The sequence below is a fragment of the Corynebacterium sp. ED61 genome (assembly GCF_015233855.1).
Taxonomy (GTDB): domain Bacteria; phylum Actinomycetota; class Actinomycetes; order Mycobacteriales; family Mycobacteriaceae; genus Corynebacterium; species Corynebacterium dentalis.
In genome coordinates, this window is record NZ_JADGIT010000003.1 from 201,068 (window position 1) to 227,822 (window position 26,755).

At 60.9% G+C, this 26,755-nt stretch carries 24 protein-coding genes; 3 read left to right on the forward strand and 21 right to left on the reverse strand.

Annotated elements, in window-relative coordinates:
- Positions 1 to 12: 12 nt before the first annotated feature.
- Genes IM764_RS04705 through IM764_RS04720 form a run of 4 tightly spaced genes read right to left on the reverse strand, consistent with a single transcriptional unit; the run spans position 13 to position 3,886 of the window.
- Positions 13 to 768, reverse strand: coding sequence for an ABC transporter ATP-binding protein (locus IM764_RS04705; RefSeq protein WP_099298316.1), 756 nt, complete (start codon positions 766 to 768; stop codon positions 13 to 15).
- Positions 765 to 1,808 carry an iron chelate uptake ABC transporter family permease subunit gene (locus tag IM764_RS04710; RefSeq protein WP_228073372.1) on the reverse strand — a complete coding sequence of 348 codons (1,044 nt, stop codon included), beginning with the start codon at positions 1,806 to 1,808 and terminating at the stop codon, positions 765 to 767. Before IM764_RS04710 ends, IM764_RS04705 begins: the two co-directional genes overlap by 4 nt.
- Before the next feature lies 1 nt (position 1,809).
- A complete protein-coding gene (locus tag IM764_RS04715) occupies positions 1,810 to 2,835 on the reverse strand; it encodes an ABC transporter permease (RefSeq protein WP_194187083.1) in 1,026 nt (341 codons plus the stop codon).
- A 46-nt stretch (positions 2,836 to 2,881) separates the two neighbouring features.
- Entirely contained in the window at positions 2,882 to 3,886 is a 1,005-nt protein-coding gene (locus tag IM764_RS04720; protein ID WP_194187084.1) for a siderophore ABC transporter substrate-binding protein, read from the reverse strand.
- A gap of 217 nt (positions 3,887 to 4,103) precedes the next feature.
- Here IM764_RS04720 and IM764_RS04725 point away from each other — a divergent pair, with 217 nt between their 5' ends.
- Positions 4,104 to 5,459 carry an MFS transporter gene (locus IM764_RS04725; RefSeq protein ID WP_194187085.1) on the forward strand — a complete coding sequence of 452 codons (1,356 nt, stop codon included), beginning with the start codon at positions 4,104 to 4,106 and terminating at the stop codon, positions 5,457 to 5,459.
- Positions 5,460 to 5,524: 65 nt separating this feature from the next.
- Here IM764_RS04725 and rfbB read toward each other — a convergent pair whose 3' ends face one another.
- The 10 genes from rfbB to IM764_RS04775 form a co-directional block, all read right to left on the reverse strand.
- Positions 5,525 to 6,619 (reverse strand): dTDP-glucose 4,6-dehydratase, encoded by a 1,095-nt coding sequence (gene rfbB, locus IM764_RS04730; RefSeq protein ID WP_194187086.1) that lies wholly within the window; start codon positions 6,617 to 6,619, stop codon positions 5,525 to 5,527.
- 16 nt (positions 6,620 to 6,635) lie between these two features.
- Positions 6,636 to 7,718 carry a c-type cytochrome biogenesis protein CcsB gene (ccsB, locus tag IM764_RS04735; protein ID WP_194187087.1) on the reverse strand — a complete coding sequence of 361 codons (1,083 nt, stop codon included), beginning with the start codon at positions 7,716 to 7,718 and terminating at the stop codon, positions 6,636 to 6,638.
- A gap of 139 nt (positions 7,719 to 7,857) precedes the next feature.
- On the reverse strand, positions 7,858 to 9,537 hold the full coding sequence (locus tag IM764_RS04740; RefSeq protein WP_194187088.1) for a cytochrome c biogenesis protein ResB: 1,680 nt from the start codon (positions 9,535 to 9,537) through the stop codon (positions 7,858 to 7,860).
- 24 nt (positions 9,538 to 9,561) lie between these two features.
- On the reverse strand, positions 9,562 to 10,353 hold the full coding sequence (locus IM764_RS04745; protein WP_099298566.1) for a cytochrome c biogenesis CcdA family protein: 792 nt from the start codon (positions 10,351 to 10,353) through the stop codon (positions 9,562 to 9,564).
- A gap of 33 nt (positions 10,354 to 10,386) precedes the next feature.
- The gene (locus IM764_RS04750; RefSeq protein ID WP_228073337.1) at positions 10,387 to 10,995 is read right to left on the reverse strand and encodes a TlpA disulfide reductase family protein; all 609 of its coding nucleotides are present in this window, start codon (positions 10,993 to 10,995) and stop codon (positions 10,387 to 10,389) included.
- Between the two features lie 57 nt (positions 10,996 to 11,052).
- On the reverse strand, positions 11,053 to 11,658 hold the full coding sequence (locus IM764_RS04755; RefSeq protein WP_194187089.1) for a histidine phosphatase family protein: 606 nt from the start codon (positions 11,656 to 11,658) through the stop codon (positions 11,053 to 11,055).
- Positions 11,659 to 11,693: 35 nt separating this feature from the next.
- A complete protein-coding gene (gene hemL, locus IM764_RS04760; protein WP_288801922.1) occupies positions 11,694 to 13,025 on the reverse strand; it encodes a glutamate-1-semialdehyde 2,1-aminomutase in 1,332 nt (443 codons plus the stop codon).
- An 86-nt stretch (positions 13,026 to 13,111) separates the two neighbouring features.
- The gene (locus tag IM764_RS04765; RefSeq protein ID WP_288801923.1) at positions 13,112 to 15,949 is read right to left on the reverse strand and encodes a cation-translocating P-type ATPase; all 2,838 of its coding nucleotides are present in this window, start codon (positions 15,947 to 15,949) and stop codon (positions 13,112 to 13,114) included.
- Positions 15,950 to 16,072: 123 nt separating this feature from the next.
- The gene (locus tag IM764_RS04770; RefSeq protein ID WP_194187090.1) at positions 16,073 to 16,615 is read right to left on the reverse strand and encodes a hypothetical protein; all 543 of its coding nucleotides are present in this window, start codon (positions 16,613 to 16,615) and stop codon (positions 16,073 to 16,075) included.
- An 18-nt stretch (positions 16,616 to 16,633) separates the two neighbouring features.
- Positions 16,634 to 17,350, reverse strand: a complete 717-nt coding sequence (locus IM764_RS04775; RefSeq protein WP_194187091.1) for a hypothetical protein — start codon at positions 17,348 to 17,350, stop codon at positions 16,634 to 16,636.
- A gap of 83 nt (positions 17,351 to 17,433) precedes the next feature.
- Between IM764_RS04775 and IM764_RS04780 the strand changes: the two genes are divergently transcribed.
- The gene (locus IM764_RS04780) at positions 17,434 to 18,519 is read left to right on the forward strand and encodes a hypothetical protein (protein ID WP_194187092.1); all 1,086 of its coding nucleotides are present in this window, start codon (positions 17,434 to 17,436) and stop codon (positions 18,517 to 18,519) included.
- Between the two features lie 36 nt (positions 18,520 to 18,555).
- Here IM764_RS04780 and hemB read toward each other — a convergent pair whose 3' ends face one another.
- From hemB to IM764_RS04805, 5 genes are all read right to left on the reverse strand, one after another.
- Positions 18,556 to 19,575, reverse strand: coding sequence for a porphobilinogen synthase (gene hemB / locus IM764_RS04785; protein WP_194187093.1), 1,020 nt, complete (start codon positions 19,573 to 19,575; stop codon positions 18,556 to 18,558).
- 38 nt (positions 19,576 to 19,613) lie between these two features.
- Positions 19,614 to 21,395: a uroporphyrinogen-III synthase gene (locus IM764_RS04790; protein WP_194187191.1), complete on the reverse strand. Its 1,782-nt coding sequence runs from the start codon at positions 21,393 to 21,395 to the stop codon at positions 19,614 to 19,616.
- A gap of 233 nt (positions 21,396 to 21,628) precedes the next feature.
- Positions 21,629 to 22,615 (reverse strand): hydroxymethylbilane synthase, encoded by a 987-nt coding sequence (gene hemC / locus IM764_RS04795; RefSeq protein WP_194187094.1) that lies wholly within the window; start codon positions 22,613 to 22,615, stop codon positions 21,629 to 21,631.
- A complete protein-coding gene (locus IM764_RS04800) occupies positions 22,612 to 24,087 on the reverse strand; it encodes a glutamyl-tRNA reductase (protein ID WP_194187095.1) in 1,476 nt (491 codons plus the stop codon). The genes hemC and IM764_RS04800 overlap by 4 nt, the downstream gene beginning before the upstream one ends.
- A 158-nt stretch (positions 24,088 to 24,245) precedes the next feature.
- Complete coding sequence (locus tag IM764_RS04805) at positions 24,246 to 24,539, reverse strand: glutaredoxin family protein (protein WP_288801924.1); 294 nt, start codon at positions 24,537 to 24,539, stop codon at positions 24,246 to 24,248.
- Positions 24,540 to 24,624: 85 nt separating this feature from the next.
- Between IM764_RS04805 and IM764_RS04810 the strand changes: the two genes are divergently transcribed.
- The gene (locus tag IM764_RS04810) at positions 24,625 to 25,863 is read left to right on the forward strand and encodes an HAD family phosphatase (RefSeq protein WP_288801925.1); all 1,239 of its coding nucleotides are present in this window, start codon (positions 24,625 to 24,627) and stop codon (positions 25,861 to 25,863) included.
- A gap of 114 nt (positions 25,864 to 25,977) precedes the next feature.
- On the opposite strand, the gene IM764_RS04815 is transcribed toward IM764_RS04810, so the two are convergent.
- Both IM764_RS04815 and IM764_RS04820 read right to left on the reverse strand, forming a co-directional pair.
- Complete coding sequence (locus IM764_RS04815) at positions 25,978 to 26,079, reverse strand: 30S ribosomal protein bS22 (RefSeq protein WP_003855542.1); 102 nt, start codon at positions 26,077 to 26,079, stop codon at positions 25,978 to 25,980.
- A 332-nt stretch (positions 26,080 to 26,411) separates the two neighbouring features.
- A complete protein-coding gene (locus tag IM764_RS04820; protein ID WP_099298336.1) occupies positions 26,412 to 26,615 on the reverse strand; it encodes a helix-turn-helix domain-containing protein in 204 nt (67 codons plus the stop codon).
- Positions 26,616 to 26,755: the final 140 nt, after the last annotated feature.

The following is a 26,755-nucleotide window of genomic DNA, read 5'->3' on the forward strand; positions in this document are numbered from 1 at the left end:
TCCGCGCACACGCTAGTGGTAGCAGGCAATCGGGCCGTGAGGGCCATCGAGGATGCTCACGGGCGTATCGAAAATTCGCGTCAGCGTCTCTTCATTCATGATGGTGCTCACCTCCGCGAACTCCACGATTTTGCCATCCTTGACGGCACAAATGTGGTCTGCGTAGCGGGCAGCGAAGTTGATATCGTGCAACACCACCAAGATGGTGCGACCGAACTCCCGCGCCGCACTCGCCAAGTGCTGCATCATCTGGACAGAGTGGGCGATGTCCAGATTGTTCAGCGGTTCATCCAGCAGCACATAGTCCGTTTCTTGGCACAGCACCATGGCCACGTAGGCGCGTTGCCGCTGGCCGCCAGAGAGCTGATCCAGGTATCGATTTTCCAGCGCGGTGAGACCCAAGAAATCGATGTACTGCGAGATGATTTCTTCGTCTCTCTTCGTCAGCCGACCCTGTGAATACGGGAACCGCCCGAAGCCGACCAGCTGGCGAACCGTGAGCTTGGTGATGAAGTGGTTTTCCTGCCGCAGGATGGACAGCACCTTGGCCAGGTCTTTCGATTTTGAATTAGCGACGTCAAACCCCGCCACATCAATGACCCCCTCATCGATGTCCAGGAGGCGACCGATCATGGTGAGCAGGGTGGACTTTCCGGCACCGTTGGGTCCAATGAATGCCGTGATGCCACCCGCGGGGATGTCCAGGCTCACCGGACCGATGCCGGTTTCCTCGCCGTACTGCTTGTAGACCTTGTCTAGAGAAATCACAGTGACCCCTTTCGCAGAAGTACCACTAAGAACAGTGCTCCACCCACCAATTCGATGATGATAGATACCGCGCCTTGAGCAGAAAAGACGTTATTCATCAGGAAATATGCCCCTGCAAGCACCACGAAACCAATGACTACGGACAGCGGGAACAGGTAGCGGTGATCCGACGTGCCCGCGAGCTGATACGTCAGGGTGGCCACCAAAAATCCGAGGAAGCTCATGGGCCCCACCAGAGCCGTGGATACGGCGATCAGCACCGTGACCAACACCAAGACATAGATGGAAAGCGCTTGGTGGCGCAGCCCCAGATTCACCGCGGCATGCCGCCCCAACGCAAGCACGTTGAGCTTGTAGGACGTGGCTATGAGCAGCGCACCGGCGCACAGCACCACAGGAATGACGATGGGATAGAAATCCGGATCTGCGTTATTGACGGAGCCGAACAAGCGGGCGGTGAGCAGATCAAACTCGCTGGGAGTGAGCACGCGCTGCATGAAGGTCGATAGGGAACCAAGACCTCCGCCGATAACCACTCCGATCAGCAACATCGCGTGCATGTTGGAGTTCTTGCCGGTCAACATCCATCCGTACAGCAACAGTGCCAGGCCCACCATCAGCACAATCTGGAATACGAACGTGCCCAGTGTGCGCGCAGCGATCAGTCCCGTGGCACCACCAATGAAGACGGTGGTGGTGTGAATGGCCACGTACAGCGCTTCGAATCCCATGATGGAGGGCGTGATAATCCGATTGTTGGTCACCGTCTGGAAACCAATAGTGGCCAGCGCATGACACACCGCCACTACGGCGATGGCGATCACGGAATTCAATCGGCGCTCAGCCAGAAGCCAGAACTGTGGTGTTCCCACGGGCATGGGGTTGCCGTAGGCCAGCAGCCCACCGCCGCACCCCACGGCAGCAATCAGTAAGACAATCAACAAAGCCCAGTAACGGTTGCGCACGCGAGACGAGTGGAAAGCGCCAGAGCGCCCCTGCGTGCGGCGAGACGTGGAGGGAGCGGAGGTGACGTCGAGCAAATTAGCCACGGTTGACCTGCTTAACAATCAAGACAACAAAGACAACCGCGCCCACAATGCCCAGCACCACGGACACGGGGATTTCAAACGGCGAGATGACCAAGCGCGCGAGGATATCGCAGGCGGTAACAATCGCGATGCCTGCCAGACCCACCCACGGCAAGTTGGAGCGCAGATCATCCCCGCGCAGCATCGAGACCACGTTGGGAACGATGAGGCCGAGGAACGGCAAGTTCCCCACCACCACAGTCACCACGCCCGTCGCAATGGCGATCAGCCCGGTGCCCACGAACACCACGCGCTGGTAGTTCAGCCCCACGTTGGTCGCCACATCCTCGCCAAGGCCGGCGATGGTCAGGCGATCAGCAAGGAAGAACACGGCCACAACGACCAGCAGGACGATCCACAGGAATTCGTATTGTCCCTTGTAGACAGAGGTAAAGCTGCCTGCAAACCAGATGGTCAGCGATTGCAGCATGTCCGTCTGCAAGGCGAAGAAGGTGGATACGGCACTGACCACGGCACCCAACATGATGCCGACGATCGGCACCACCAGCGACGAGCGCAAAGAGATGCGGCGGAGAATGAGGAAGAACACCATCGCTCCCACGAAGGCCGCCGCCACCGCGCCGCCCATGCGGGCCAGAATCGAGGCTCCTGGGAACAGCACCATCACGGTTAGCAACCCCAGACCAGCCCATTCCGTAGTGCCCGTGGTGGTGGGAGATACAAAGCGGTTCTGCGTCAGCATCTGCATCACCAGCCCGGACATCGCCATGGCCGCACCCGCCAGCACCAGCGCGATGGTGCGCGGCACGCGGGTGATGCCGAACATCTCCCATCCCCGTTCGCCTTCCAGGATGCTGTACTCGCCGACCGTCAAAGACACAGCCAGCAGCCCCAGCACCACGACGATGCCGATCAGCAGGTTCTTATCGAACAGCTGGGCTGCGCGGGTGGTGCGGGGAGTAGTGCTGGGCTGGTTGACGCTGCTTGCAGTGCTGCTAGCTGGGCGGGCTGAATACATGGAGAATCCGAAAAAGAACGAGGGCGGGGAAGGTCAGCGAACTCCGTTAAGCGCTGTGCTTTTCGAAGGCGTCCGCCAGATTGTTGAGAACTTCGGTGTAGGTGATGATGTTTTCGTTGGTGTAGGTATCAACCGGTGCGAACAGGGTCTGCTGATCCTTGACGGCCTGGACGTCACGCAGGGCATCGTTGTTCTTGATGACATCCTGTGCGGGCATGTACTCGGGCTTGTCAGCCTCGCTGATGGCGCCGTCACGATCCATGACCAGCATCCACGCTGGGTTAGCCTCCGCAATCGCTTCCACGGAAATGTCATCTCCTGTGTGGCTGGTGGAAGCATCGTCCACCTCTAGTGCTGGCTTGAGCTCCAGCCAGTCAAAGATTGGTCCCCAGAAGCGGCCCTTCGATGGAGCCACATAGCCGATTTCTCCACCGGAGACGTTCAGACCCATCACGGAAGACTGTCCGTCGTATGCCTGCTTGGCACGTTCCAGAGCATCTTGGAAGTCATCGACCAGCTGCTGTGCTTCGTCTTGCTTGCCGAAGATCTCTCCCAGCGCAGTGGTGTGGCGGATGAGCTCTTGATCCATGGGCTCGCCGTCCCGTGGCTCCAATTCCACGATGGCCGCATCGGGGTTCAGCGTGCGGATGTCTTCATAGTGCTGTGCGAAGCGCTGGCCGTTGACGATGAGATCCGGCTGGGTAGCAACCAGGGCCTCGAGGTCCGGTTCGCGGTGATTGCCGATATCCACGATGTCCTCGTTGTTTTTGTAGTTATCAACGGTTCGCGGAACGATCGGCTTAGGCGCAGCTACGAGGTCCACACCCCACTGGTCAAGGATTTCAAAGCTGCGGTTATCCGTCGCCACAACAGCAGCTGGCGAGACAGGTACCGTCTGCGTTCCATGGTTGTCTTGAACTTCAATGGTCTGCCCTGCGGAATCAGCGGAGTTGCTGCCATCTGCGGAGTCCTGCCCTGCAGACGAGCACCCGGCCAAAGCCAGGCTGGAGGCCAGAATGGTTGCGACAAGTGTGAAGCGCTTGTGTGCCATGGTGAGTTGTTAAATCCTTTGAAAGTGAACCTAATGACTGGAAACGTCAGGTGATCATCGGTTGATCTTTACTCGCCTCTCGACAAGTAAGTATGAACTAACTTTACATAGGCAATACTAACTTAGGAAATCCTCACCATATGCTGGGCTTTTCCTGCCCGTCGCAATTTTTCCATTTTTATAACAACTTGATATAGCCCTGATAAATTCACTAGTCATGTCTGCATCACCCAACGCGCCTTCGGCCTCGCACTCCGACTCGCACTCGGCATCCGCCCCACTTTCTGCGCCCGCTCGCAAACGCGAAGAACGCAAGATTCTGGGAGCCACGCTGGTAGGAACCACGATCGAGTGGTACGACTTCTTCATCTACGCCCAGGCTGCCGGTCTTGTCTTCGGCGCGCAGTTCTTCGCACCTGCCACCTCCGATAACGAGGCCCTCGCCCAGATCATCTCCTGGGCCACCTTGGGCATCAGCTTCCTGTTCCGCCCGCTAGGCGCAGCCATCGCTGGCCACCTGGGCGATCGCTACGGACGCAAGCGAATTTTGGCTCTGACCCTTGTGCTCATGGGTCTTGCCACCGCCTTGATCGGACTTTTGCCAACCCATGCCGCCATCGGCATGGCCGCCCCAATTCTGCTGATTATCCTGCGCATCATCCAGGGATTCTCCGCCGGTGGCGAGTGGGGCGGCGCTGCCCTGCTGGCCGTCGAGCACGCTCCGAATGGCAAGCGCGGCCTCTACGGCTCTTACCCGCAGATCGGCGTGCCCTTGGGCTTGGGCGCGGCCACCGCAGTATTGCTGCTACTCACGGCTTTGTTCGGCAAGGAAGCCTACATCGACTGGGCGTGGCGCATCCCGTTCCTGTTCTCCGTGATCTTGGTCATCGTGGGTGCCATCGTCCGCTCGCGCGTCTCCGAATCCCCGATCTTCCAGGAGATCCAGGAGCGCGCCGATGAGTCCTCCGCACCTCTGCGCGACCTCCTGCGCACTCACACCGGCACGGTACTGAAGGCCGCGTTCATCTTCGCCGCCAATAACGCCTGTGGTTACATGATCATCGCTTTCATGGGCTCCTACGCAGCCAAGAAGTTGGGTCTGCCACAAACTGAGGTCTTCCTCGCGGTGATCATCGCGGCCATTCTCTGGGCAATACTGACCTTCTGGTCCGGCTCCCTGTCAGACAAGATCGGCCGCACCCAGACCTTCGCCATCGGCTACATCCTGCTATTCGTCCTGACCATCCCTGTCTGGATGCTCATCGATCGCGCCAACATCTGGATGTTCGGCCTGGCCCTGCTGCTCTTCGTCCCTGGCCTGGCGCTGAGTTACGGCCCGCAGTCCGCGATGTATGCCGAAATGTTCCCCCGTTCCGTGCGCTTCTCCGGCGTCTCCGTGGGTTATGCGCTCGGCGCGATCATCGGCGGCGCATTCGCCCCCATGATCGCCGAGCTGCTGCTGGAGAGCTACGGCGGCACGTGGGCCATTGGCATCTACTTGATGGCCCTGTGTGCCATCTCCTTAATCGCCCTGGCGGTCACGCCAAGCGATCTCCACAAGCGAGAACTCTAAGTTCAACGCAGTGTACGAAAGCCCGGCACCGGTGCGCTATGCACTGGTCGCCGGGCCTTCGTGTTTTATAGCGGCCGTTCGGTGGCGCGGTATTTTTCTTCCGACGCCACCTTCGCCTCTTCCCACCACTGCCGATTATCCCGATACCACTGCACCGTGGCCGCGAGTCCCGCAGCAAAGTCTGTATAGGCAGGAGCCCACCCCAGCTCTTGAATACTGGACGGGTCAATGGCGTAACGCCGGTCATGCCCCGGACGGTCCGTGACGTGGATGAAATCATCCGCAGGGCGATCGAAAATCCGCAGGAGGTCGGTCACCACCTGGAGGTTACTGCGCTCGCCATCAGCGCCGATCAAATACGTTTGCCCCTGCTCTCCCCGCTCGAGGATCGCCCACACAGCATCGTTGTGGTCATCCACATGAATCCAGTCCCGCACGTTGTGGCCAGCACCGTACAGGCGTGGCTTGTGCCCATCAATGAGGCCGGTGATCTGCCGGGGGATGAACTTCTCTGGGTGCTGGCGTGGCCCGTAATTGTTGGAGCAGTTGGAGATGGTGGCACGCAATCCGAGGGAGCGCACGAACGCGCGGATGAAGTGATCCGCGCTGGCCTTCGAAGCGGAATAGGGCGAAGACGGAGCGTAAGGAGTCTCCCGCGTGAAGCGCTGCGGATCGTCCAGAGCTAAGTCTCCGAAGACCTCGTCCGTGGACACATGGTGCAAGTGCACATCGTGCTTGACCGCCGAAGTGGCCAGATTGACCGTGCCCTCCACATTGGTGCGCGCAAAGATTCCCGGATCCAACAGGGAGTTATCGTTATGGCTCTCCGCGGCAAAGTGCACGATCGCGGCAGCACCATCGGCCGCGGCACGTGCCAGGCTGGCCACGGCCTGATCCACCACGTCAGCGTCCGCAATGTCACCGCGGGTGAAGTGGAAACGACCGGGAAAAGCTTGCTCCAGGGGGAGTGTGGCGTCGGAAAGAAAATTCGCCGGCTGCGCCGCATACGTCATCGCATCGAGCACATGAACGTGCACCTCGGGCCGCGTCTGCAACGTGCGATGCACAAAATTAGAGCCGATGAATCCCGCGCCACCAGTCACCAACAAATGGGCGAATGCACGAGGCGCGGTGGCCGCGGGGCGCGGCTGTGGACTCATCGGCTCCGTCATCTCGCTAGTTCAGACCCGCGTAGGAGTGCAGTCCAGAGACCACCATGTTGATGAAGAACAGGTTGAAGACCATGGTGGCAAAAGCGATGACGTTAATCCACGCAGCCTTGCGACCACGCCAACCCGGGGTGGCGCGCGCGTGCAGGTACACGGCGTAGAGCATCCACGTCATCAGAGACACGGTCTCCTTAGGATCCCAACCCCAGAAACGGCCCCATGCGGCATCCGCCCAGATCGCGCCGAACACCACGCCCAAACCGAACACGGGGAGCGCCCACACAGCAGTGCGGTACGCCAGCGAATCCAGCTTTTGCGCATCCGGCAACGGCGAGGCGATCACGCCAAAGAATCCCTGTTCCTTGCCCTTGGGCTGCCACGTACGCAGCAGGTACATCAGGGAGGAAATACCGGACAACATGCCGATGCCCGCACCGATGGACACGGTGGAGACGTGGATCGGGAACCAACCGGACTGCAAGGACGGAACCACTGGTGCGGTCTCCGCATACAGATTGGTGCCCGCGTAGAACAGCAGCGCCACCACAGGGGTCAACAGCCACGGCCACATCACGCGCACGGACTTTCGCTGCACCACGGCAGCGGAAATCACCATGGCAAACAACGTCACCACAGTCACGTACTCAAACAGGTTGCCCCACGGAAAACGGCCCGCAGCCAAACCGCGCAGCACCACCTGCGCCGCGTGCACAGCGATGGCCAACCAGACCAGTGCTTGCGCCACGCCACCGAACTTATCCGCCCGGCGCACGCGAGCCACGATGTAATCAGCCTGCAGATTCTTCGGCAAATCCGAATCGTCCCGCGTAGCCAGATCAATATGGTTGGTCGAATCGGAATTATCCCCGGCACCGGAACCGGCCCCCACGGAGACCTTGCTGCGCGTAGACGCACCCACTCCAGCGGAGTTCAGCGCGCGGGCACGTTCCCGACGGCTCTCCGCCGCCAAGTGCACCATGGCGTAGTGGACCAGCGAGACCGCAAGAGCCAGCAGGTAGACGATCACCGCGGCACGGAACGCATTGTCCGAAAGAGCCGCGAGGTCTTGGTCGATGATGTTGTTTCCCATGATCCTTACATTCTCACCGGCCAGGCCCTACGCATCCGCGCAGGTAGCCAACCGGTTGTCTTTGTGTCTCTCATAAAATTAGCCCTGAAGTGTGGAGCGAACAAGCCCCTACCCTGCTGGACTCACTCTGCCCGGCCTGCTAATCCTGCTCGCCGCGGGCCCAGCTGATCGCCTCATCCAGACCATCGTCGTAGGAATCGTCCCAATCCATCGCATCGGCATCAAATTCCTCGTCCAGCTCTTCATCATCCAGACCCAGAATCTTCTCCGCCTTGCGGTTGAACTCAGTGCCCCAGCCGGCGGAATCCGTGCGAGACAGTCCCGCGATCTCCACGCGGGTGTTGCCCTCTTCTGTCGGAGTCAGGCGCACCCAGAAACGACGACGCTTGATCCGCAGCGAGCCCACCAGGCTCACCAGCATCAACAGCGCAAAGCCCAGCACCCACAGCACCGTCGGATCGCGGGAGACCTGCAGGTTCACAAACTCCTGGGCGCCATCGAAGCGGATCTTTGTACCATCGTCCAGTTCCACGTCCTCGCCCTCACGCAGGTTCACGCGATCCAGCTTCTGCATGGAACCGTTGTGCAGCTGCGCCGAATCCAGCGAGAAGATGCTCTGGCTGCGCCCTGCATCCAACCCGGTATCGCCGCGATAAACGTCAATCGCCACCGCAGGGTCATTCATCGCCGGAAAGCTAGAGCTCAGCAGTGCGCCATTATCGCCGGTGAACTCCGCGGTGGGGGCGAATAGACCCTGAATAGAGATTTGGTTTTGGCGTCGATCCAAAAGATCGGGGTACATGTCCGCCGGAGGATCCCAGCGCATCGCACCCGAAGACAAGAAATAGGTCAAGTCATCAGGGCGGAACTGGGTGGTCTCGGTGACCTTCTCCCCGTTCGGCCACGTGATGGTGAACGTCGGCGCGTAACCGTGACCCTGGAGGTAGACGCGATCGCCCAGAATGCGCAGCGGATGGTTCACCCGCAGTTCGTCGTGCTCCCACTGATCGGTAGGCAGCATCGCCGTCTCGGCATCGGCGTAATCGATGTTGGACTCAAAGTGCACGGCCTGGCCGTTGTCCAAGTACTCCGCGTTGAAGTCCTTGATGTTCACGCAGAACGGGGTCAGGCCGGTACCGTCGAACATCGGACCGTAGCGGAAGGAATCAAAGTTGGACACGGCCGAGTTGCAGAACTGAGAGTTCTGGCTGCCCGCCACCACGATGACCTGGCCTTCGTAGTACAGCAGACGTCCCGCGGCCACCGTAACCAAAATGCCCACCAACGCTAGGTGGAATACCAGGTTGGCGAACTCACGCAAGTAGCCCTTCTCTGCGGACAGCGACCACGCACCGGCACGGTCATCCTTGGCTTCTGTCTCATGGAAGGTCCAGCTCTTGAACTCCGTGCGCAGCGAGTCCTTGACCTTGTCCTCTGGCTGCGCCACCTCGCCCACCACGTGGTTTGGCAAACGGCTCAGTACCTTCGGCGCCCGTGGTGGCGCCGTGCGCAGTGCCTTGTAGTGATCCCACGAGCGCGGAAGGATACAGCCGATCAAAGACACGAACAGCAGCACGTAAATGGCCGCGAACCAGGTGGAGCTGAAGACATCAAACAGCTGCAGCTTGTCGAAAATCTCCGCGGTCTTGCCGTTGGCGGAAATGTACTCCGCCACCTTATCCTTGTTCAGGGAGCGCTGCGGCAACAGTGCACCAGGCACTGCGGCCAGCGCCAACAGCACCATGAGCACCAAAGCGGTCCTCATCTTGGTAAGCCATTGCCAGCCGGCCTTCGGCAAGCGCAGGATCTTTTTCATCATGTTGTTGTCCTTTTCCGACGCCGCTTAGACCGGCAATGTCGTGTCAGAAATGAAAGCGACGCGAATCCATTCCACGATCGTCGCCCACTGTCCTGTGAGAAGCAAAATTCCCACGATGATGAGCAGCGCTCCGCCGATCCTTTGGATAATCCGCGAGTGGCGGCGCAGCCAGTCCACGCCGCGCAGTGCCCGGGAGGAGCCGAACGCTACGAGGATGAAGGGAATGCCCAGTCCGAGGCAGTACGCGATGATCAGCGCCACCCCGCGGGCGGCGGTGGCCCCTTCCGTGCCAGCGGAGACAGAGATGATCGAGGCCAGAGTGGGGCCAAGACACGGGGTCCAACCCAGCGCGAAGACGCCTCCCAGCAGCGGCGCACCGGCTAGAGTGGTCCACCGCTTGGGCGCCATGCGGGTGTCCCGCTGCAGTGGGCGGATAAAGCCCATGAAGATCACGCCCATGGCGATGGTCACCACGCCACCGGCGCGCATCAACATTTCCTGGTTGATCATCAGCGTGCTGATCACTCCGAAGACGGTGACCGTGGCCAGCACAAACACCACGGTAAAGCCCAAGACGAACAGCAGCGCCGCGCTGGCGACTTGTGCTCGTTTGTCCTTGACCTTGGTTCCTTCAGCGGTGTAATCCGTGTCCGCGCCCACCACGCCAGCCAAGTAGGAGACATAGCCCGGCACCAGCGGGATCACGCAAGGAGAGGCGAAAGAAACCAATCCTGCGGCAGCGGCCGCCAGCAACGCCAGGAGAATGGGGCCAGCGGAGACGGTTTCTGCAAAGGTTTGGCCGATGTCCTGGGCCATCACAAAGGAATCCACGTAGCTATCCACCGTGATCTACGCATCCTCATTCAGGATGGGTTCCACCACGTCCCACAACTGATCCTCGGTGACTTCCTGCAGGAAGATGTGCGCCGGGCGATGCTGCTTATCCAGCACGATGGTGGTGGGAATCACCGAGGTAGGCACGCCACCCAAGGCGAGTGCAGACTTGAACGGCGGGTCGTACAGGGAGGGGTAGGTGATGCCGTTGTCCTTGACGAAGTTCTGCGCCTTCGCACGGGAAAAGTCCTTCACGTTGATGCCCAGCAGGGTGCCCTTGCCGGTCTGCTGCATGCGCTCGTGCACGCGCTGCAGATCATCGGACTCGCTGCGGCACGGACCGCACCACTGACCCCAAGAATTCAACACCACCACTTGGCCGTCGAATTCATCGAGGGACATCTCCTCATCCGTGATGAGGTTCACGCCGTTGATGTTGCCAATCTTTTCGCGATCCTCTGGGGGATAGGAAATGGACGTCTGGCCACCTGGAGAGACGAATTCAAATGTGCCGCCGATGGCCACGGCGTTGCCTCCAGCGGTGTTTTCCTCACCACAAGCCACGAGGGTTCCGGCCGTGGCCACGAGGGTCAGCACCGCGATGAACTTCTTGATCTCAAACATGCATACTTCCTGGTAGATACTCTTTTTCCGAGGTGCATCAAAGGTTTTATCAGGCGCTTAGATCTTCTGCGCGGGCTCGCTGTAGTAAAGGTCTGTCAGGTCAGCTCCGCCGAAGACCAAGGAGGTCACCGAGGCCAGCTCGCACTGTCGGGCGGCTGGATTGTGGGCCAAGGACAGGCCTTGAACGTCACGCTGGATCATCACGATCGGCAGTTGGTGAGAGATCAGCACGGCCTCATGTCCGCGTGCCTTATCCCGGGCATCGTCGATGACATCCCACATGCGCTCGCAGATGTCGGTGTAGTGCTCACCCCAGCTGGGCAGGGATGGATCCTTGAGCAGCGGCCAATACTTGGGGTTCCACAGCGCGCTGCGGGCTCCCTTGATGTGCAGGCCTTCCAGCATGTTGCCGGCCTCGATGAGACGCTCATCCGTGGTGATGTCCAACCCGAGCTTCTCAGCAAATGGCTGGGCGGTCTCCTGCGCGCGCTGCATCGGCGAGACTCCTAGGAAGGTCACATCGTGATCGGCCAGGTCAGTGGCCGTTGCGTGTGCCATGTTCCGTCCGCGCTCGGAGAGCTGGTAGCCCTCGAGACGGCCGTAGAGGATCTTCGCTGGATTATGGACCTCGCCGTGTCGAACGAGGTGAACAATCGTGGTCATGAGTATCGACCCTACCCCCTCGCTACGCCTAGAACCTAAGTAGCGCTCGCCTGTGCAGCGGCCTTCGCGGCGTGTGCGGCTGCGTTCTCAATAGCTGTGAAATCCTCGTCCGTCAGCGCGGTGGAGACGAACCAGGTCTCAAACACACTTGGTGGAACAAAGACTCCGTGATCCAGCATGGCGTGGAAGAACGCCGGGAAGCGGAAAGTATCCGCTGCCTGCATATCAGCGAAGTTCTTGCCTTCTTCTGGGCCGAAGCGGAAGGAGAACATGTTGCCCGCGCGCTGCACGTGGTGGGCCACGGATTCCTTGCTCAGTGCATCCGAAACCAGCGTGGCCACGGTGTCCGCGTTCTTATCCAGCGTGCGGTAGGTCTCTTCCGTGGCCAGCTGCAAAGAGGTCAAACCAGAAGCCACCGCCACCGGGTTTCCGGACAACGTTCCGGCTTGGTAGACGGAGCCCACGGGCGCCAGGTGGTCCATGATGTCTGCGCGGCCACCGAAGGCTGCGGCCGGCAAGCCGCCAGAGACGACCTTGCCGAAGGTGGTCAGATCTCCCGCCACCTGGTCCTTTCCAAACCAACCCTGGCGGCTGACGCGGAATCCGGTCATCACTTCATCCACGATGAGCAGCGCGCCGTCGGCGTGGGCGATTTCCTTGAGCTGAGCGTTGAACGAGTTTCCGTCCGCGTCCACGGAGGAGACGGTGCCCATGTTTCCGGGAGTGCCCTCCACGATGATGGCGGCGATCTCACCGGGGTGCTCGGCGAAGGCGTTCTTCACGGCATCAATGTCCCAGTAGGGGGCCACGATGGTGTCTGCGGCAGCTCCCTTGGTGATGCCCGGGGAGTCTGGGAGTCCGAAAGTAGCCACGCCAGAACCAGCCGCTACCAGTAGGGAATCAACGTGTCCGTGGTAGCAGCCTTCGAACTTCAGGATCTTGTCGCGCCCAGTAAAGCCGCGGGCTAGACGAGTCGCGGACATGGTGGCTTCAGTGCCGGAGTTGACCAGACGCACCTTCTCCACGGACGTGCGGTCCACGATCTCCTGTGCGAGGTCAACCTCGGCAGTGGTCGCAGCGCCGAAGCTCAGACCCTTGGCCGCTGCCTGTTGCACGGCCTCCACGATCTGCGGGTGTGCGTGGCCGTGGATCATCGGACCCCAGGAGCAGAACAGGTCAACGTAAGAGTTTCCGTCCTCGTCGTGGAGGCGAGAGCCCTCGGCGCTGGTAATAAACGGCGCGGTTCCACCGACGGAACCGAATGCGCGGACCGGCGAATTCACGCCGCCGGGGATCAAGGCCTGCGCGCGCTGCATCGAGTGGGCGCTGGCACTGTGGTCAAAGTTCGAACCGGTTGAGTCAGACACGAAGAGTCCTACTCCTTAGGAAAGTTGGGGGCCGTTTGTTCCCCAGTGTAGTTTCCCTTTGATTTCGGTTCGCGAGGGTAGCTCCCTTAGTCCGACGCCTTGACGCTGGCTGCCTCAGCTGCCGCTATGGTGGCGGGTTGATCCATATGCGGATCGTGGGTCTCTTCACGCGCATAATTTCGTGCTTGAGCGCGCAGCTCCTGGCGCTTCTTCAGCTGACGCAGCGCCCGCATGCGCTGCAGCTGACCCTGCCAGGAGTGTGTGTGGCTCAGCAGGGAATCATCGAAGTTCCTGCGCACCACACGCGCGCAACGCCACTCGATCAATGCGGAGCTGGCCAGCATCGCCACCGGAGCCAGTAGCGGATTCAGGACACCGAACATTCCCAGGGCGATGGCCAGTGCGTTGTATCCCCACGTCAACCAGATGTTCCAGTCCACGGTATTGCGCACGTGGCGGGTCAAGTTGATGACCTCTGGCAGAGCCTTGACATCATCGCGCATGACCACCACGTCTGCGGTGCTGACGGAGACAGTATCCAGGTTGGAGTGGCCGGCCATGAGGATGCCCACATCAGCGGCGCGCAGCGCGAGGGTGCTGTCTCGATCGCCGACCATCGCCACGTGATTTCCCCGGGCGTGCAGGCTGCGGACGGTGGCTTCCTTGCGGTTCGGGGCGATGCCTGCCAACACCGTGGAAATGCCCAGGGAGTTAGCTATGCGACGTGCCACGCGGTACATGTCGCGGGAGAGCATGAACGTTTCAATGTCCATCTCTTCCAGGCGGTCAATGGCATCCGGAGCATCGTCCCGGAAAGAGTCACCAATAAGGATAACTCCGCGATCCTTTCCCTTCCATCGCACGAACACCGGAGTGCCACCGGAGAGCGCGGCCGACGCCAAGCGGTGATCCTTGATCTCGCCCATGTCCCGAGGGCGCCACAGTGAAGCCTGAACGTGGCGCATCTCTCCCGCCACCGGGATATCCACGACACCCTCAAAAGAACCGTCGTTGCTCACGGTCACCTCACCAGCTTCTAGCCAGTGCGGAATCTCGTCGCCACCTGCATTGGCATCGCGAGCCTCGCGATCCGCGCGGACAATCGCGCGAGAGACCGCATGCTCGGATTCCATGGTCAACGCAGCAGCAACACGCAACACCAAGTCTGAGTTTTCCCCAGCAGCAGGAGTCACCCCAATCACCTGCATCGGCCCGGTAGTCAGCGTGCCCACTCGGTTAAACACGATCGAGTTCACGAGCGCCAACTGGTGAATCGTCCCAGTTTCCCGCATCAGGACACCCTGGGATGCCGCACGAGCTAGGCCTAGGCGCAGCGCAAGTGGCGCAGACAAGGCCAAGGCCACGGGAGCCACCGCCACCATGATGGACAAAGAACTAGCCACGGCCGCATCCAGCGATCCAAAAATAGCCAGCCAGCCCAAGAAGTTCACGATGGCAATCGCCATCGCCCACGGCACCAACAAACTGGCGGAGCGGTTCGCCAACTGCGTGAAGCGGTTCTCGTCCTGAATAGCGTTGCGCAGCCAACGTTCCATCGCCGCCAAGCGGGTCTTGGAACCGGTCTGCTGCACGCGCAGTTTCAGGGTGGCCCCCGCATTCCGTGCACCCGCGTAAACCCGGTCCCCCACGGAAACTTCGGTGCGACGATGCGCGCCACCCACGGGCCCCATATCCACCATCGATTTGCCAGAAACTACCTCGCAATCGCTGGGCACCCACCCCCCACGGGGAATAATGATGTCCTCGCCACGCCGCAGCTCCGTGGGAGCCACCATGGACTTGGTGACCTCACCCTTCTTAGATTTGCGCACCACCAACACATCCGCCTCAAAGGCGTTAGTGGGCACGTGGAGAATGGCCTTGGAACGCAGTTGGTTGCGTCGGGAAAGAAGGCGACCGAACAGCAAGAACACCGTGACGCCGCAGGCCACGTCCAGGAACATCGAATCGCTCACGTCATCGGCGGCCCACTCGCGGGTCATAAAGACCAGGTGAGAATGCCATCCAATGTCCCCGGCCTCGGTAAAAATCAGCGCGTACAGCGAGTAGAGATACGCCAGCACGATCGCCGTGGAACTCGCACCATCCAAAGCCGAAAGCCCACGGCGCAAACCGCCGAGCATCGCGCGGTGGAAAGGCCACGCACACCACGTCACCACCGGGGTAGCAAGAGCCAGAGACACCCACTGCCAGCCGTCGAACTGCCAATCCAGCACCACATCCAAGGCCACCACCGGCAGGCCAAACAACACGGCAACAAGCAAACGAAGATTGGTGATCAGGTCACGCGCCGTGTGCAAAACCTCAGTGCTATCAAAAGGATTGCGCACCCGGTGCCCCACCAGCGAAGGCTCCGCACCACGCGTGCGCGTACTCGCCAACAGACGGGACGGGTCCTTGGCATGCGAATGCTTACGCATCCGGCGCCGGCTCTCTTGCAGGTCCAAGCGCTCCGAACGGCGGCGCAGCGTGGAGGCTGTCATCCAGCCCTCCACGCCCATCGCGCGCATGTGCTCCAGGAGCTCGGAGGGGTGCACGTACTCCTCAGCGGAAACCCACGCCATCTTGGAGGCGTACACCACCACCGCTTCCACGCCAGGCATCGCATTGAGATCCACCTCCAGCGAGGTAGCATCTACCGCAGATTCCAGGCCTTCCAGGCGAAACGCGAAGCTGGACAAGCCCTTACTCCTACGGAACTTCTCGCGCTCCTCGGAGGCCATATCCGCGGCCTTGTCCATGTCAAAGCCCGCAACCTTGGCCGCGGTTCTCGCATCTTGGATGGCGCGCTCAACGGATTCCACGGTGCCTTCTCGGCCGTGCGAATCCGCGGCTGAGGTTCCATCGAACGCGGCCTCGGGAATCCCCCGCACACCTGCGTGCCCTGCACCGTACTCAGCCACTGGCTACTTGCCTTTCTTCACTGCAATTCATGGATCGCCGCAGCGAAACTATCCGCTGCACTTTACATGAAAGTGCCTCTTATTCTAAGGGCAGTATCTCCACAGCAATCTATGTTGCGGGGATTAGTCCCGCACGATGTCTCCGGGAAGAGTGCCGTCACCTTCCACGGGTGCTTCGAGGCGGTGTCCGGCGTCGAAGAAAGGATCCGCAGCCGGACGAAAAGCCATCAGGCACGCAATCGCCAATACCAGGGCAAGGACAGCCTGCCCGGGACCGGTGAATCCGAAGACCCACCCCAGCAACATGAAGATGATGGCCAGGCAAGAAACCCACAGCAAGATGCGACGGCGCCCGCGGTAACCCAGCCGCAAGCTGAAGCTCAGCCAGGTGACCAACAATCCAAGCACCGCGTTGATGCCACCCAAGATCTGCACGTTACGGCGCACAAATTCCATGCGCTCGGCTTCCTCAGCGTTAGTCGGCTCCCGGCTCCACTCCACGGTCAAGTTCAGGTACCCGCTGAGGATCATGAGCACGCCCACCACCACGAACAGCACCGAGGCGATCAGCACGATGCGTGGGGTGGGATCTCCTGGCTGCCAGGCTGTGGTTCTGCGGTTGCGGTCATCGGCGCTGGGGGCCATCGACGGAAACATGGAAGGCATGGGTGCGGTTCTCCAGGTTTAGCGGCGATCGCGAGGGCGAGAGCCGCTGTGATTGTGCGGATGGTTGTTGTCTTCGCGTTCCTTGGCTTCCTTGCGGGCCTTTTTGGCATCGCGTTCTTCTTTTCGACGCCGCTCCACAGCTTCCGCATACTTTTCCACTTCTGCGGAATCAGGAATGCCGAGCCATTCACTGTTGTCCGGGCGGGACATGAACCACACGCCCAGCATCGCGGCCACGCCGGACAGGATGGCGAGGATGCCCAGCAGCAGAACGAACGCCACCGGCATGGTGTTTGGCGAGCTACCGAAGAGCAACAGCACAGCCTGCAGGGCCAAGTACACGGATCCAACGTTGAGGAACAAGCGGGAGTACGGACCTCCACGCCCGGCGCGGTAGGTCAGCCACGCGCACAGTGCCGCGGCGGCGAGCATCCATATCAGCATGGATACGTTCATGGCCATGACGTGATCGGTGACATCTCCCTCGCCCAGCACGCCGTTCATGCTGCCGAGGCCGTCTCCTTGTTCCTGCAGCTGAGTCTTCAGCGCTCGTGGATCCACGATGTTGGCCAGGAACTGCACCAGCGCGTAGACCACCTGCATTCCGGCGACGCTCCACCACATCATCACGCCCAGGCGCACATCTTCCGGCGCACCCTTGAGGTTTTTGGCGAGCCCGTCTTTCCGCCCAACCTTCGGCGGCTTCAGCTCTTCTTTGTCCATTTTGCTGCTCATACGAGTGTCTAGCCTACTTGTAGTGCGGACAAGTTGCCCCTTCGAATGCCCGGATTCCCGCTGCACGGATTAACCTTTCTGTGGTGACCAGCTTTCCTCCGATGCCTCCTGTGCCGCAGCGCCCGCGGACCACGTTTGTGGGGTGGACCAGAAACCACCCTGTATGGACCGTGGCCGCTTCTGCAGCGCTGGGTGTTTTTATCGTGGCGAGCTGCATGTTTGTCGGCGGTTTCTTTGGTTCTCAGGCGGCTGCCCCTCGCGTGGGTCAGCCCGCGTCTTCGGCGGCGGAGACCATCGCCGCACTCAACTCCCGGGGTTTGTACGACGCGCCTTTCCCCTACCAAGACGACAACCGCGGCACGGATACCTACCTGCTCGATTCGCTCGACCCGGACTTCCAGGCGCAAGAAAACGATGCGGTGCAGCGCTTCACTCATTTTTCCGGTGCGCCCCGTGCCTACCCAGATGATGCGTGGGGTGATTTTTCCGTCCCGACGCCAGGCATGTCCATAGACATCGATGGCGAATCAGTCTGCACCCTTTCCTTCCTGGGGCATTACATCGGCTCCTCCCAGCCTGCCGCTTTGTCCGCAGGCCATTGCATGGAGGCCGACGATGACGGCTACGTGGAGTGGTCCACCGATGCGTCTGGCTATCCCGTTCGTCCTCTCGGACAGTGGGATTCCATGCAGCCGCTGGGCAGCTGGGATGTGGAAATCGGGGAAGATAGCCAGCGCTACGGCACCGAGCACGTCCCGGAGCCCGCGCCGATCGCAGAAGACCGAGAAACGGACTATTCCGCGCTGTCCCTTGAGGAGGGCATCGGTACGGACGCGCGCATTGGTGGGCGCTATGACGTCACCACCTTGGCGGGGCCGGCGGATCTGCACGCGGGAATGATGGTGTGCAAGATGGGATTCCGCACCAAGGAAACCTGTGGGCCGATCATTTCCTGGAACGGGTCGATGGTGCGGACAAACTTGTTCAGCCTCACCGGAGATTCCGGTTCGCCGCTGTACATCAAGCTGGGCGGAAACCGGGTGGCTGCTTTGGGAATTCTGTCTGGTTCCCCGATCAGCGACGATGGCGGAACCAATGACTACATCACGGATTTTGCACTGCTAGAGCCGGTGTTCAGCGCCACCGGCATGCAGTTGGGGCTGCAGTAGCTGGGAACATGCCCAGCCCGCTGATTGTGCGGACCGCTAGCCCTTGCGCAGCATCTGCGCTGCCTTGGTTGCCCAGTAGGTCAGCACGATGTCCGCACCTGCGCGGCGGATACCCGTGATGGATTCCATGATCGCCGCATCCAAGTCGATCCATCCCCTTTCCGCAGCAGCGCTGATCATCGCGTACTCGCCGCTGATCTGATAGGCAGCCACAGGCACAGGAGACATGTCCGCCACTTCCCGCAGCACATCCAGGTAAGGCATCGCGGGCTTGACCATGACCATGTCCGCGCCTTCGTCAATATCCAGTTGGGTCTCCAACAAGGACTCTCGAACGTTGCGGGCATCCTGTTGGTACTGCTTGCGGTCGCCTTCCAAAGAGGATCCCACTGCCTCGCGGAATGGGCCGTAGAAGCTGGACGCGTACTTTGCGGAGTAGGCCATGATGGACACGTTTTCATGACCGGCCTCGTCAAGGGCTTCGCGGATACGGCGAACCTGGCCGTCCATCATGCCGGAGGGGCTGACGATGTGGGCACCAGCATTGGCCTGGGCCACAGCCAAATCGGCGTAGGCATCGAGTGTGGCGTCGTTATCAATAATCGTCTCACCGAAAGAATCGGTACCCAACACACCACAGTGACCATGGTCGGTGAACTCGTCCAAGCAGGTGTCCGCCATCACCAGGATGTCGTTACCAAACTGCTTGCGGACGGACCTCAGAGCGCGGTTGAGCACGCCATCTTCAGCGATTCCGGCGCTGCCGCTGGGATCCTTGTCCTCTTCCTTCGGCACGCCGAACAGATCCACCGCGCCTACTCCCGCTTCCAGGGCTTCCTCGATTGCGTGCAGCAGGGACTTCTCGGTGTGCTGCACCACGCCCGGCAAGCTTGAGATGGGCTTGGGGCCATCGGATTCTGCGCGATCTGCCACGAACATGGGCAGCACAAAACGGTTGGGGTTGAGGTCCGTCTCCGCGGTGAAATTGCGCATCACGGGGTTGGTGCGCAGCCGGCGGGGACGGCGGAACGGAGTGAAAGCATCGGAGCTAGTCATAATGCTTTCCATGCTAGTCCCGCCGGCGGTCTGGAGAATCAGACAGGGGTGGCAGCGCCGGAGGCCGCATTTTCCGTCACGGTTGCGGGGTTGCTCACGCCGTTTTTCCGACGACGCCGCCTCTTCCGCGGCGGTGGCAACTGTCCCGCAGCGCGCAGCTCCGCTACGTGTTCAGCCAGCGCATCTACGAGGTCTTCCACACCCGCGTGCTCCGGCATGACATCCACGCGCAGGCCGTGTTCCTTGGCGGTCTGAGCTGCCATCGGGCCAATGCAGGCGATGATGGTGCGCGTGTGCGGCTTGCCCGCGATGCCCACGAGGTTCTTCACGGTGGACGAGGAGGTGAAGCACACCGCATCGAATCCGCCGGTCTTGATCATGTCGCGGATCTCCGGGCTCGGTGGCGCGGCGCGGACGGTGCGGTAAGCCACCACGTCGTCAACTTCCCATCCCAGCTCGATGAGGCCTTCCACCAGCACTTCCGTCGCGATGTCCGCGCGTGGCAGAAGCACGCGATCCACGGGATCCAGGTCCTCATCATGGGCGGGGAATACATCGACCAAGCCGGAGGCGTTGCGCGCGTTGGCGCTCGGCAGCAACTCCGGGGTGATTCCCAGGTCGCGGACGGCCTGGGCGGTCTTTGGACCCACTGCCGCCACGCGCACGCCGGCGAGGGCGCGGGCATCCAGCCCAAACTCGGCGAGCTTGTCCCACGTTGCCTTCACCGCGTTGACGCTGGTGAACACGATCCAGTGGTAGCGACCATCCACCAGACCCTTAATGGCGCGTTCCATCTGGGCTGGACTGCGCGGCGGCTCCACGGCGATGGTGGGAACCTCCACGGGGATGGCACCATGGCCAGCCAGGCGCGCGCTCATGGGACCAGCCTGGTTCTTGGCGCGAGGCACCAGCACGGTCCAACCGTAGAGCGCGCGGTTTTCCCACCAGGAGTACTTGGAGCGCTGCGCGGGATCCGCCTGCGAACCGATGGTGACCAGCAGTTCATCTGGCAGATCGCCATCCTTTGCCGCGGGGCCGGAGGCAGCGGCGATGGACTTGAGGGTATCCAAGGTCACGTCATAGCTACGCTGACGACGAGTGGTGGCATGCACCGTGACCGTGGCCGGGGTGGAGCCAGGGATATCGCGATGCTTGAGTTCGTTGGCCACTCCCGCCAGGTTGCTGGGAGCTGCGGTGAGGATCAGGGGCAGTCCAGCGCTGGCCAGCTGGTCCCAGTCCGCTCCTTCGCGGACGTCGGCGACAGTCACGTCTGGTCCCACACCAATGCCGGTAAACGCTGGAGCAGCAGCTGCCCCAGTCATTCCGGGGATGACCTGGAATTCCACGTTGGCAGGTGCGGCGAGCGCAGCAACCTCCTGCAGCTCGGCCATAACAGCCTCATTGCTCAGGGGGTTACCTGCTACCAAACGAATCACGTCATCGCCGTGGAGCGCGCGATCGATCATCTCTTGCGCTGTCGTGCGATGCTGATCGTCTTCGGTATCCGGTTCTGCGAGCACGATCTCCGCAGCGCTAGGTGGTTCCGGCTTGGGTGGCTTGCGGCGGGCGCCAGCTTCCTTGGCTGCCTTGACCTTGCTTTCCCACTCCGCTTCGGCGGCCTCTACCTTGTGGATTGGCACCTCGACCTGCTGCGCGATGAGCCGACGTATGCCCACAGTCACTGCGGGATCGACCCACGCGTATGCGGTGTTTTCCAGCACGTCGCGAGCGCGGACGGTCAGGAGATCCGGGTTACCCGGTCCAGCTCCTACAAAGAGGATCCGACCGGTGGCCATCGTGGCGTTTCCGGAATCATTCATGTGTTGGCTTTCCATGTGCGTTGTTCCTCGTACAGCCCCACCGTTGTTCCCGGCCGTAACCGGGGCGATGAGCCCTAGAGCGGCACCGTGCTAAGGCGCTACTCCTAATGAGGGGGGAGAAGAGTGTGAACTATGAAAGTGTGCGGATGCGAGCAGAAGTCAGCGGAAGGTGATTGATCCGCATGCCTTCGCCGCATCCAGGGCGATCAGCTGCTGACGTACGCGGTACGTGGTCAGCGGCTGGCCGCCATGAGTCTGTCTGCACCTGCAGCAAGTAACTCCTGGCCTACGTGTTTACCCACGTCGCGGGCCGCTTCTGCGGACTGTTTCCAGGTGGGATCCAGTAATGTCCGCGTTTCGCCCAGCGGGATAGTGGTTTCCGCCTGACGCACTATTGTCTCGGTTCCATCCATGGCATAGGCACCGCCGTGGACAACCAGGTGCGCGGAGTGTCCGTCTTCGCTGACCTCGATGGTGGAATACGCCGCGACGGGAGCGGAACATCCCGCTTCCAAAGTGGAAAGCACTGCCCGCTCCGCGATCGCCTGGGCGTGGCTTAAAGAATCATCCAGTGGAGCAACGGCCGCGAAGGCAGCGTCATCATCGGCACGCACCTCGATGCTCAGCGCGCCTTGGGCGGGAGCTGGCATCACCAGGAAAGGATCGATGGATTCTGCTGCATTATCCAGCATTCCCACGCGTTCCAGGCCTGCGCGCGCCAGCACCACGGCATCCAGGTCCTCACCAACGCGACCCATTCGCGTGGTGATGTTTCCGCGCAGCGGCATCAGCTGCAGATCTGGGCGCGCAGCCAGAATCTGCGAGACTCGCCGCGGTGCGCCGGTTCCCACGGTCGCGCCGTGCGGCAGTTCCATCAACGGCTTTTTATCCACGCTGATAAGAACTTCGCGTGGATCGACGCGGGGTGGGACCACCGTCCGGAAGCGGGGATCGGGTGCGGTGGGCAGATCCTTGAAGGAGTGCACGGCGATATCGCACTCCTTCTCACTGAGCGCCTTGCGGAGGGTTTCAGTGAACACGCCAATGCCGATCTTGGCAACGGGTGTCTGCGCAGCTTGGGAGGCATCCCCGGGGGTATGCACGATGTGCAGTTCTGCCTGTGCCCCTTGCTCGGAAATGCCCTCGCGGACGTGTCCGGACTGGGTGGTGGCCAGCAGAGAGCCACGGGTACCGATGAGGAACGTTCGTTGTTCGGTCATGAGTTCTCCCCCTGGTTGTCTTGAGCCTGATTGATTTGCACCGGATTACCTTGCGCGTTGTTGTTAAGCACGCGGATGGCGCTGCCTAAGTTGCCCGCTCGCGCGACGGAAGCTGTGGCACTGTCGGGCTCGGTCACGGATTGCACCGCGCCTGTCGGCAGTTGAAAAAGAGCAGCCAGTGCGTCCGGGTAACTGACGTGCGCACCGCCAGCGGACAGGCGCTTGGCCTGCACGGTGGGCGTGTGCAACAGCTTGTCTACGAACCTCCGCATGCTGCGTTCCACCAGCTGCCGGTCCTCCGCAGACATCTCCGGCGTACTGCGCTCGAGCACGAGCAGTTCGTCCGCCATCAGGTCCACAGCCTTCTTGCGCAGCGCCTTAACGGTCGGAATCACGGCTTGGGCGCGCTGCTGCTCGAGGAAGGATTCAAGCTCTTCCTTGACGATCGAGCGAGCAGGATCTTCATCTTCCACGCTCTCGCCCGCCATGGTGGTGAGCTCTTCGATGTTGAGCAGGTGCACCTGGGGCAGTTCTGCGGCGGCTTGCTCGATGTCGCGAGGCATGGACAGATCCACTAGCGCAAGCGGCTTGTCTTGAGTGCCCTTTTGCTCGCGCGCTGCGGCGACGCGCTCCGCCAAAACCACGTGTCCGGCAGCTCCCGTTGCCGACACAACTATGTCCACCTCTCCCAGCACGGGTGGCATGTCCGTCAGTGGAACGGCGGTGGCGCTGACTCCCGCCTGCCGTGCGTGTGAAGCCAAGTTTTCCGCTCGGCTGAGCGTGCGGTTGGCGACCGTCACGTGGTCGATTCCCAACCGGCCGAGGTAGGTCGAGGCCAGCGATGCCATGGCGCCAGCGCCGATGACCAACGCGCGGTGGTTGTTCATCGGGGCCTGGTCATTTTTGTCGACGCCAAGGCGGTCCAGCGCCTTGTCCACCGAGAACGAGACCATGGACGCACCAGCTGTGTCGATGTTGGTCTCGGAGTGCACACGCTTGCCCGTGTGCAGAGCGCGCTGTGTGAGGTCATGCAGGGTGCGGCCGACTGTGCCGATCTCATTGGCTTGCTGATATGCCTCGCGCAGCTGCCCGATGATCTGCTGTTCGCCTACCACCATCGAGTCCAGACCGGAGGCCACATTGAGCATGTGCTCTGCGGCGGAATCCGCGTAGTGAACGTACAAGTGCGGTTCCAGCTCTTCCATGGGAAGCCCCGAGAAGTCAGCGATGGTATCCACAACGTGGTCTAGGCCAGAGTGGAAAGCATTGGCCACCGTGTAGAACTCCATGCGGTTACAGGTGGAGAGCACCAGAGATTCGGAGATCGCATCTGTCTCCAGCATTGCCAGCTGAAGCTTTGGCAGTTCCGTGTCCGCTAAGGAGACCTTCTCCAGAACTGGGACGGGTGCGGAGCGAAAAGACAGTCCCACCAGCAACACCGCTGCGGTGCCAGTAGCTGCGCTAACGTCCATACCTAAACCAGGCCTCCTGCATGCGTGTCACCCCGGGTAGGCCGCGTGTATTTAAATTCGCGCGTGGCTGCCTTTTTCTGCAAGGAAGCCCTCGGGTATTTACGGACTCCTACGCTATCCCTTAACCCACCCCAATGACAAAACGATGGGGCTGGGTGTTATAGAGGGCGATCCAGTTCAGCAGCCAACTCCGCGTTGTCAACTTCCCAACAGGCAAACTCTTCGTTATCCACCAGCACCACAGGAACGCGGTCCCCGAATTCTTGCGCCAGCTCCGCATCGCCATGCGGCCCGTCCAGCTGGATCACTTCAAACCGAGCGCCCGCTGCCTGCACCACGGGCAGAATCTGTTCGTGTACCCGCGCGCAGGAACCACAGGTAGAACGCACCAACAGGCTCACCACATGAGCGGCCTTAGGGGAAGCGGACGCAGAGAATTCACCATCAATCACATCTACAAGGCTAACCCAGCGTGCCCAGTAGATAAGACTTCCAAAGGTTTCCCCCCGCCTTAAGCAACCGAGTAGTTTGGTGTACGTGATCAACAAGCCCGGCAATGCAGAGGATGCGCATCCCGAACCGCGGGAGACCGGCGTATCCGCCGCGTTCGATGCACTCGAGGATTCCGCATCCGGTGTGGCCAGCAACTTCCGCAGCACGGTACGCGATTTCCTAGCCCGCCACGTATTCCCCAGCCGCGGCGAAAAAGCTCAGCAGGAAGCCGGCGAGGCCTCCGTGCAACACGCCCTGACCGCTCTATCCGGCCCACAGGCTGAGGCGGAAGATGCGGAGTTGGCGTCGGAAACAAAAAGCACACCCACCACAGCCCGATGGCAGGCACTCAACCCAGATGCGCCCGGAGACACCAACAAGGACGCGATCAACAAGCTGGCACAAGAACTCGACGTTCCTGACGATGCTCTGCGAGACGGCCTGCGCAACCTCCACGGCGCAGCAGAAGCCGCAGGTGGCGCGAACATTCTCAACACCCCAGACCCCACGATTCCGCAGGATGCAGGCGCGGCCGCGTTCTTCGACGTAGACAACACCCTGATCAAGGGCGCCTCGATTCTGCTGTTCGCGCGGGGCCTGGTGCGCAGGCGCTTCTTCGGCGTGGGCGAAGTGCTCGGGTTTATTTGGAAGCAACTCAAATTCCGCATGTCCGGCGAAAACCAAGGCGACATCGACCAAGGACGCGAACAAGCTTTGGCGCTGGTCAAGGGGCACAAGGTTGCTGATTTGACGGAGATGGCCGAGGAGATTTGGGCTGCCAGCATCTCCGAGCGCATCTTCCCTGGCACTAAGGAACTGGCGGACATGCACTTGGAAGCCGGCCACCAAGTATGGCTCGTGACCGCGGCACCTGTTCAGCTGGCACAGATCATCGCCCGGGAGCTGGGTTTCACCGGCGCTCTAGGAACGGTCGCTGAGGTTCAGGACGGCGTGTTCACCGGCCGCATGGTGGGTGACATGCTGCACGGGCCAGGCAAGAAGCATGCAGTGGTGGCGCTGGCAGCCTACGAAGACCTCGACCTGACCCGATGCACGGCGTACTCGGATTCCATCAACGACGTACCGATGTTGTCCATGGTGGGCACGGCCGTGGCAGTCAACCCAGATACGCGGTTGCGGCGCACAGCGCAGCGCAACGGCTGGGAGATCCGCGACTACCGGCGAAGTAGGAAGATCGCCCGTGTGGGCGGTACAGCAGCGGCGGCGGGGGCTGCTGCAGCTGGCGGGTACTGGATCAGCCGCGGCGGATCCAAGAAGTCATAGAAGATCTCTCTAGAAACGCGAAACTCCGCCAACCGTGGTGCGGTGGCACCTCGGTTGGCGGAGCAGCAGAACTACATTCGCGAGCGCGAAAGAATCCCCACGGATCGTTTCGGCTTACTTGCCCAACTTCCGTCGCTGAACGCGGGTACGGCGGAGCATCTTGCGGTGCTTCTTCTTGGACATACGCTTGCGGCGCTTCTTGATCACAGAGCCCATAGCGGGAACCTCACTTCTAATTGGTCGATCTTGTACAGTTATCAGCCCGCCTAACCGTGACGATCGGCCTATGCTCTGCACGTAATGCGCAGGGTATGGAAGTTCAGTTTCAGCTGATCTTCGAGCCGTTTCGCCGTAGCGGGCGGAAACTGTGCCGGGGCGGCCGACACGAATGGTGCATAGTCTACCGTTTCACCGGCGGCTTAAACAAAAAGCCCCTCATCTCCCATCGCCGTAAAGCCCGGAAGCTTAAGGCGAATAAGAAACGGGGGCTTCGTGGTCCAAGTGGGCTGAGAGCGTATAACACCCGCAGCCAGACCTAGGTCAGATGCTTAACCAGCCTGATTGGTGGATTTGTACACGCTGGAGCCGAGGTAATCCTCCACTGCCTTCTCGTGAACTCGGAAGGAGCGTCCTACCTGTACTGCTGGCAGTTCACCGGAGTGAACCAAGCGATAAACCGTCATCTTCGAGACGCGCATCAGCTCTGCCACCTCAGCAACGGTGAGGTAGATTCCATTCTCATTGCTTGCCATCAATCATCACTTTCTAGGCTTTCTTGCATGATGCAGGCTTCCCCTCCTGCAGGACGTCACACAAGAATCGCTGTGTGCCATCATAACGTGAAGAGTGGGGTAGATGTATAACACGGGGGAGATTGCAACGATTGTTATCC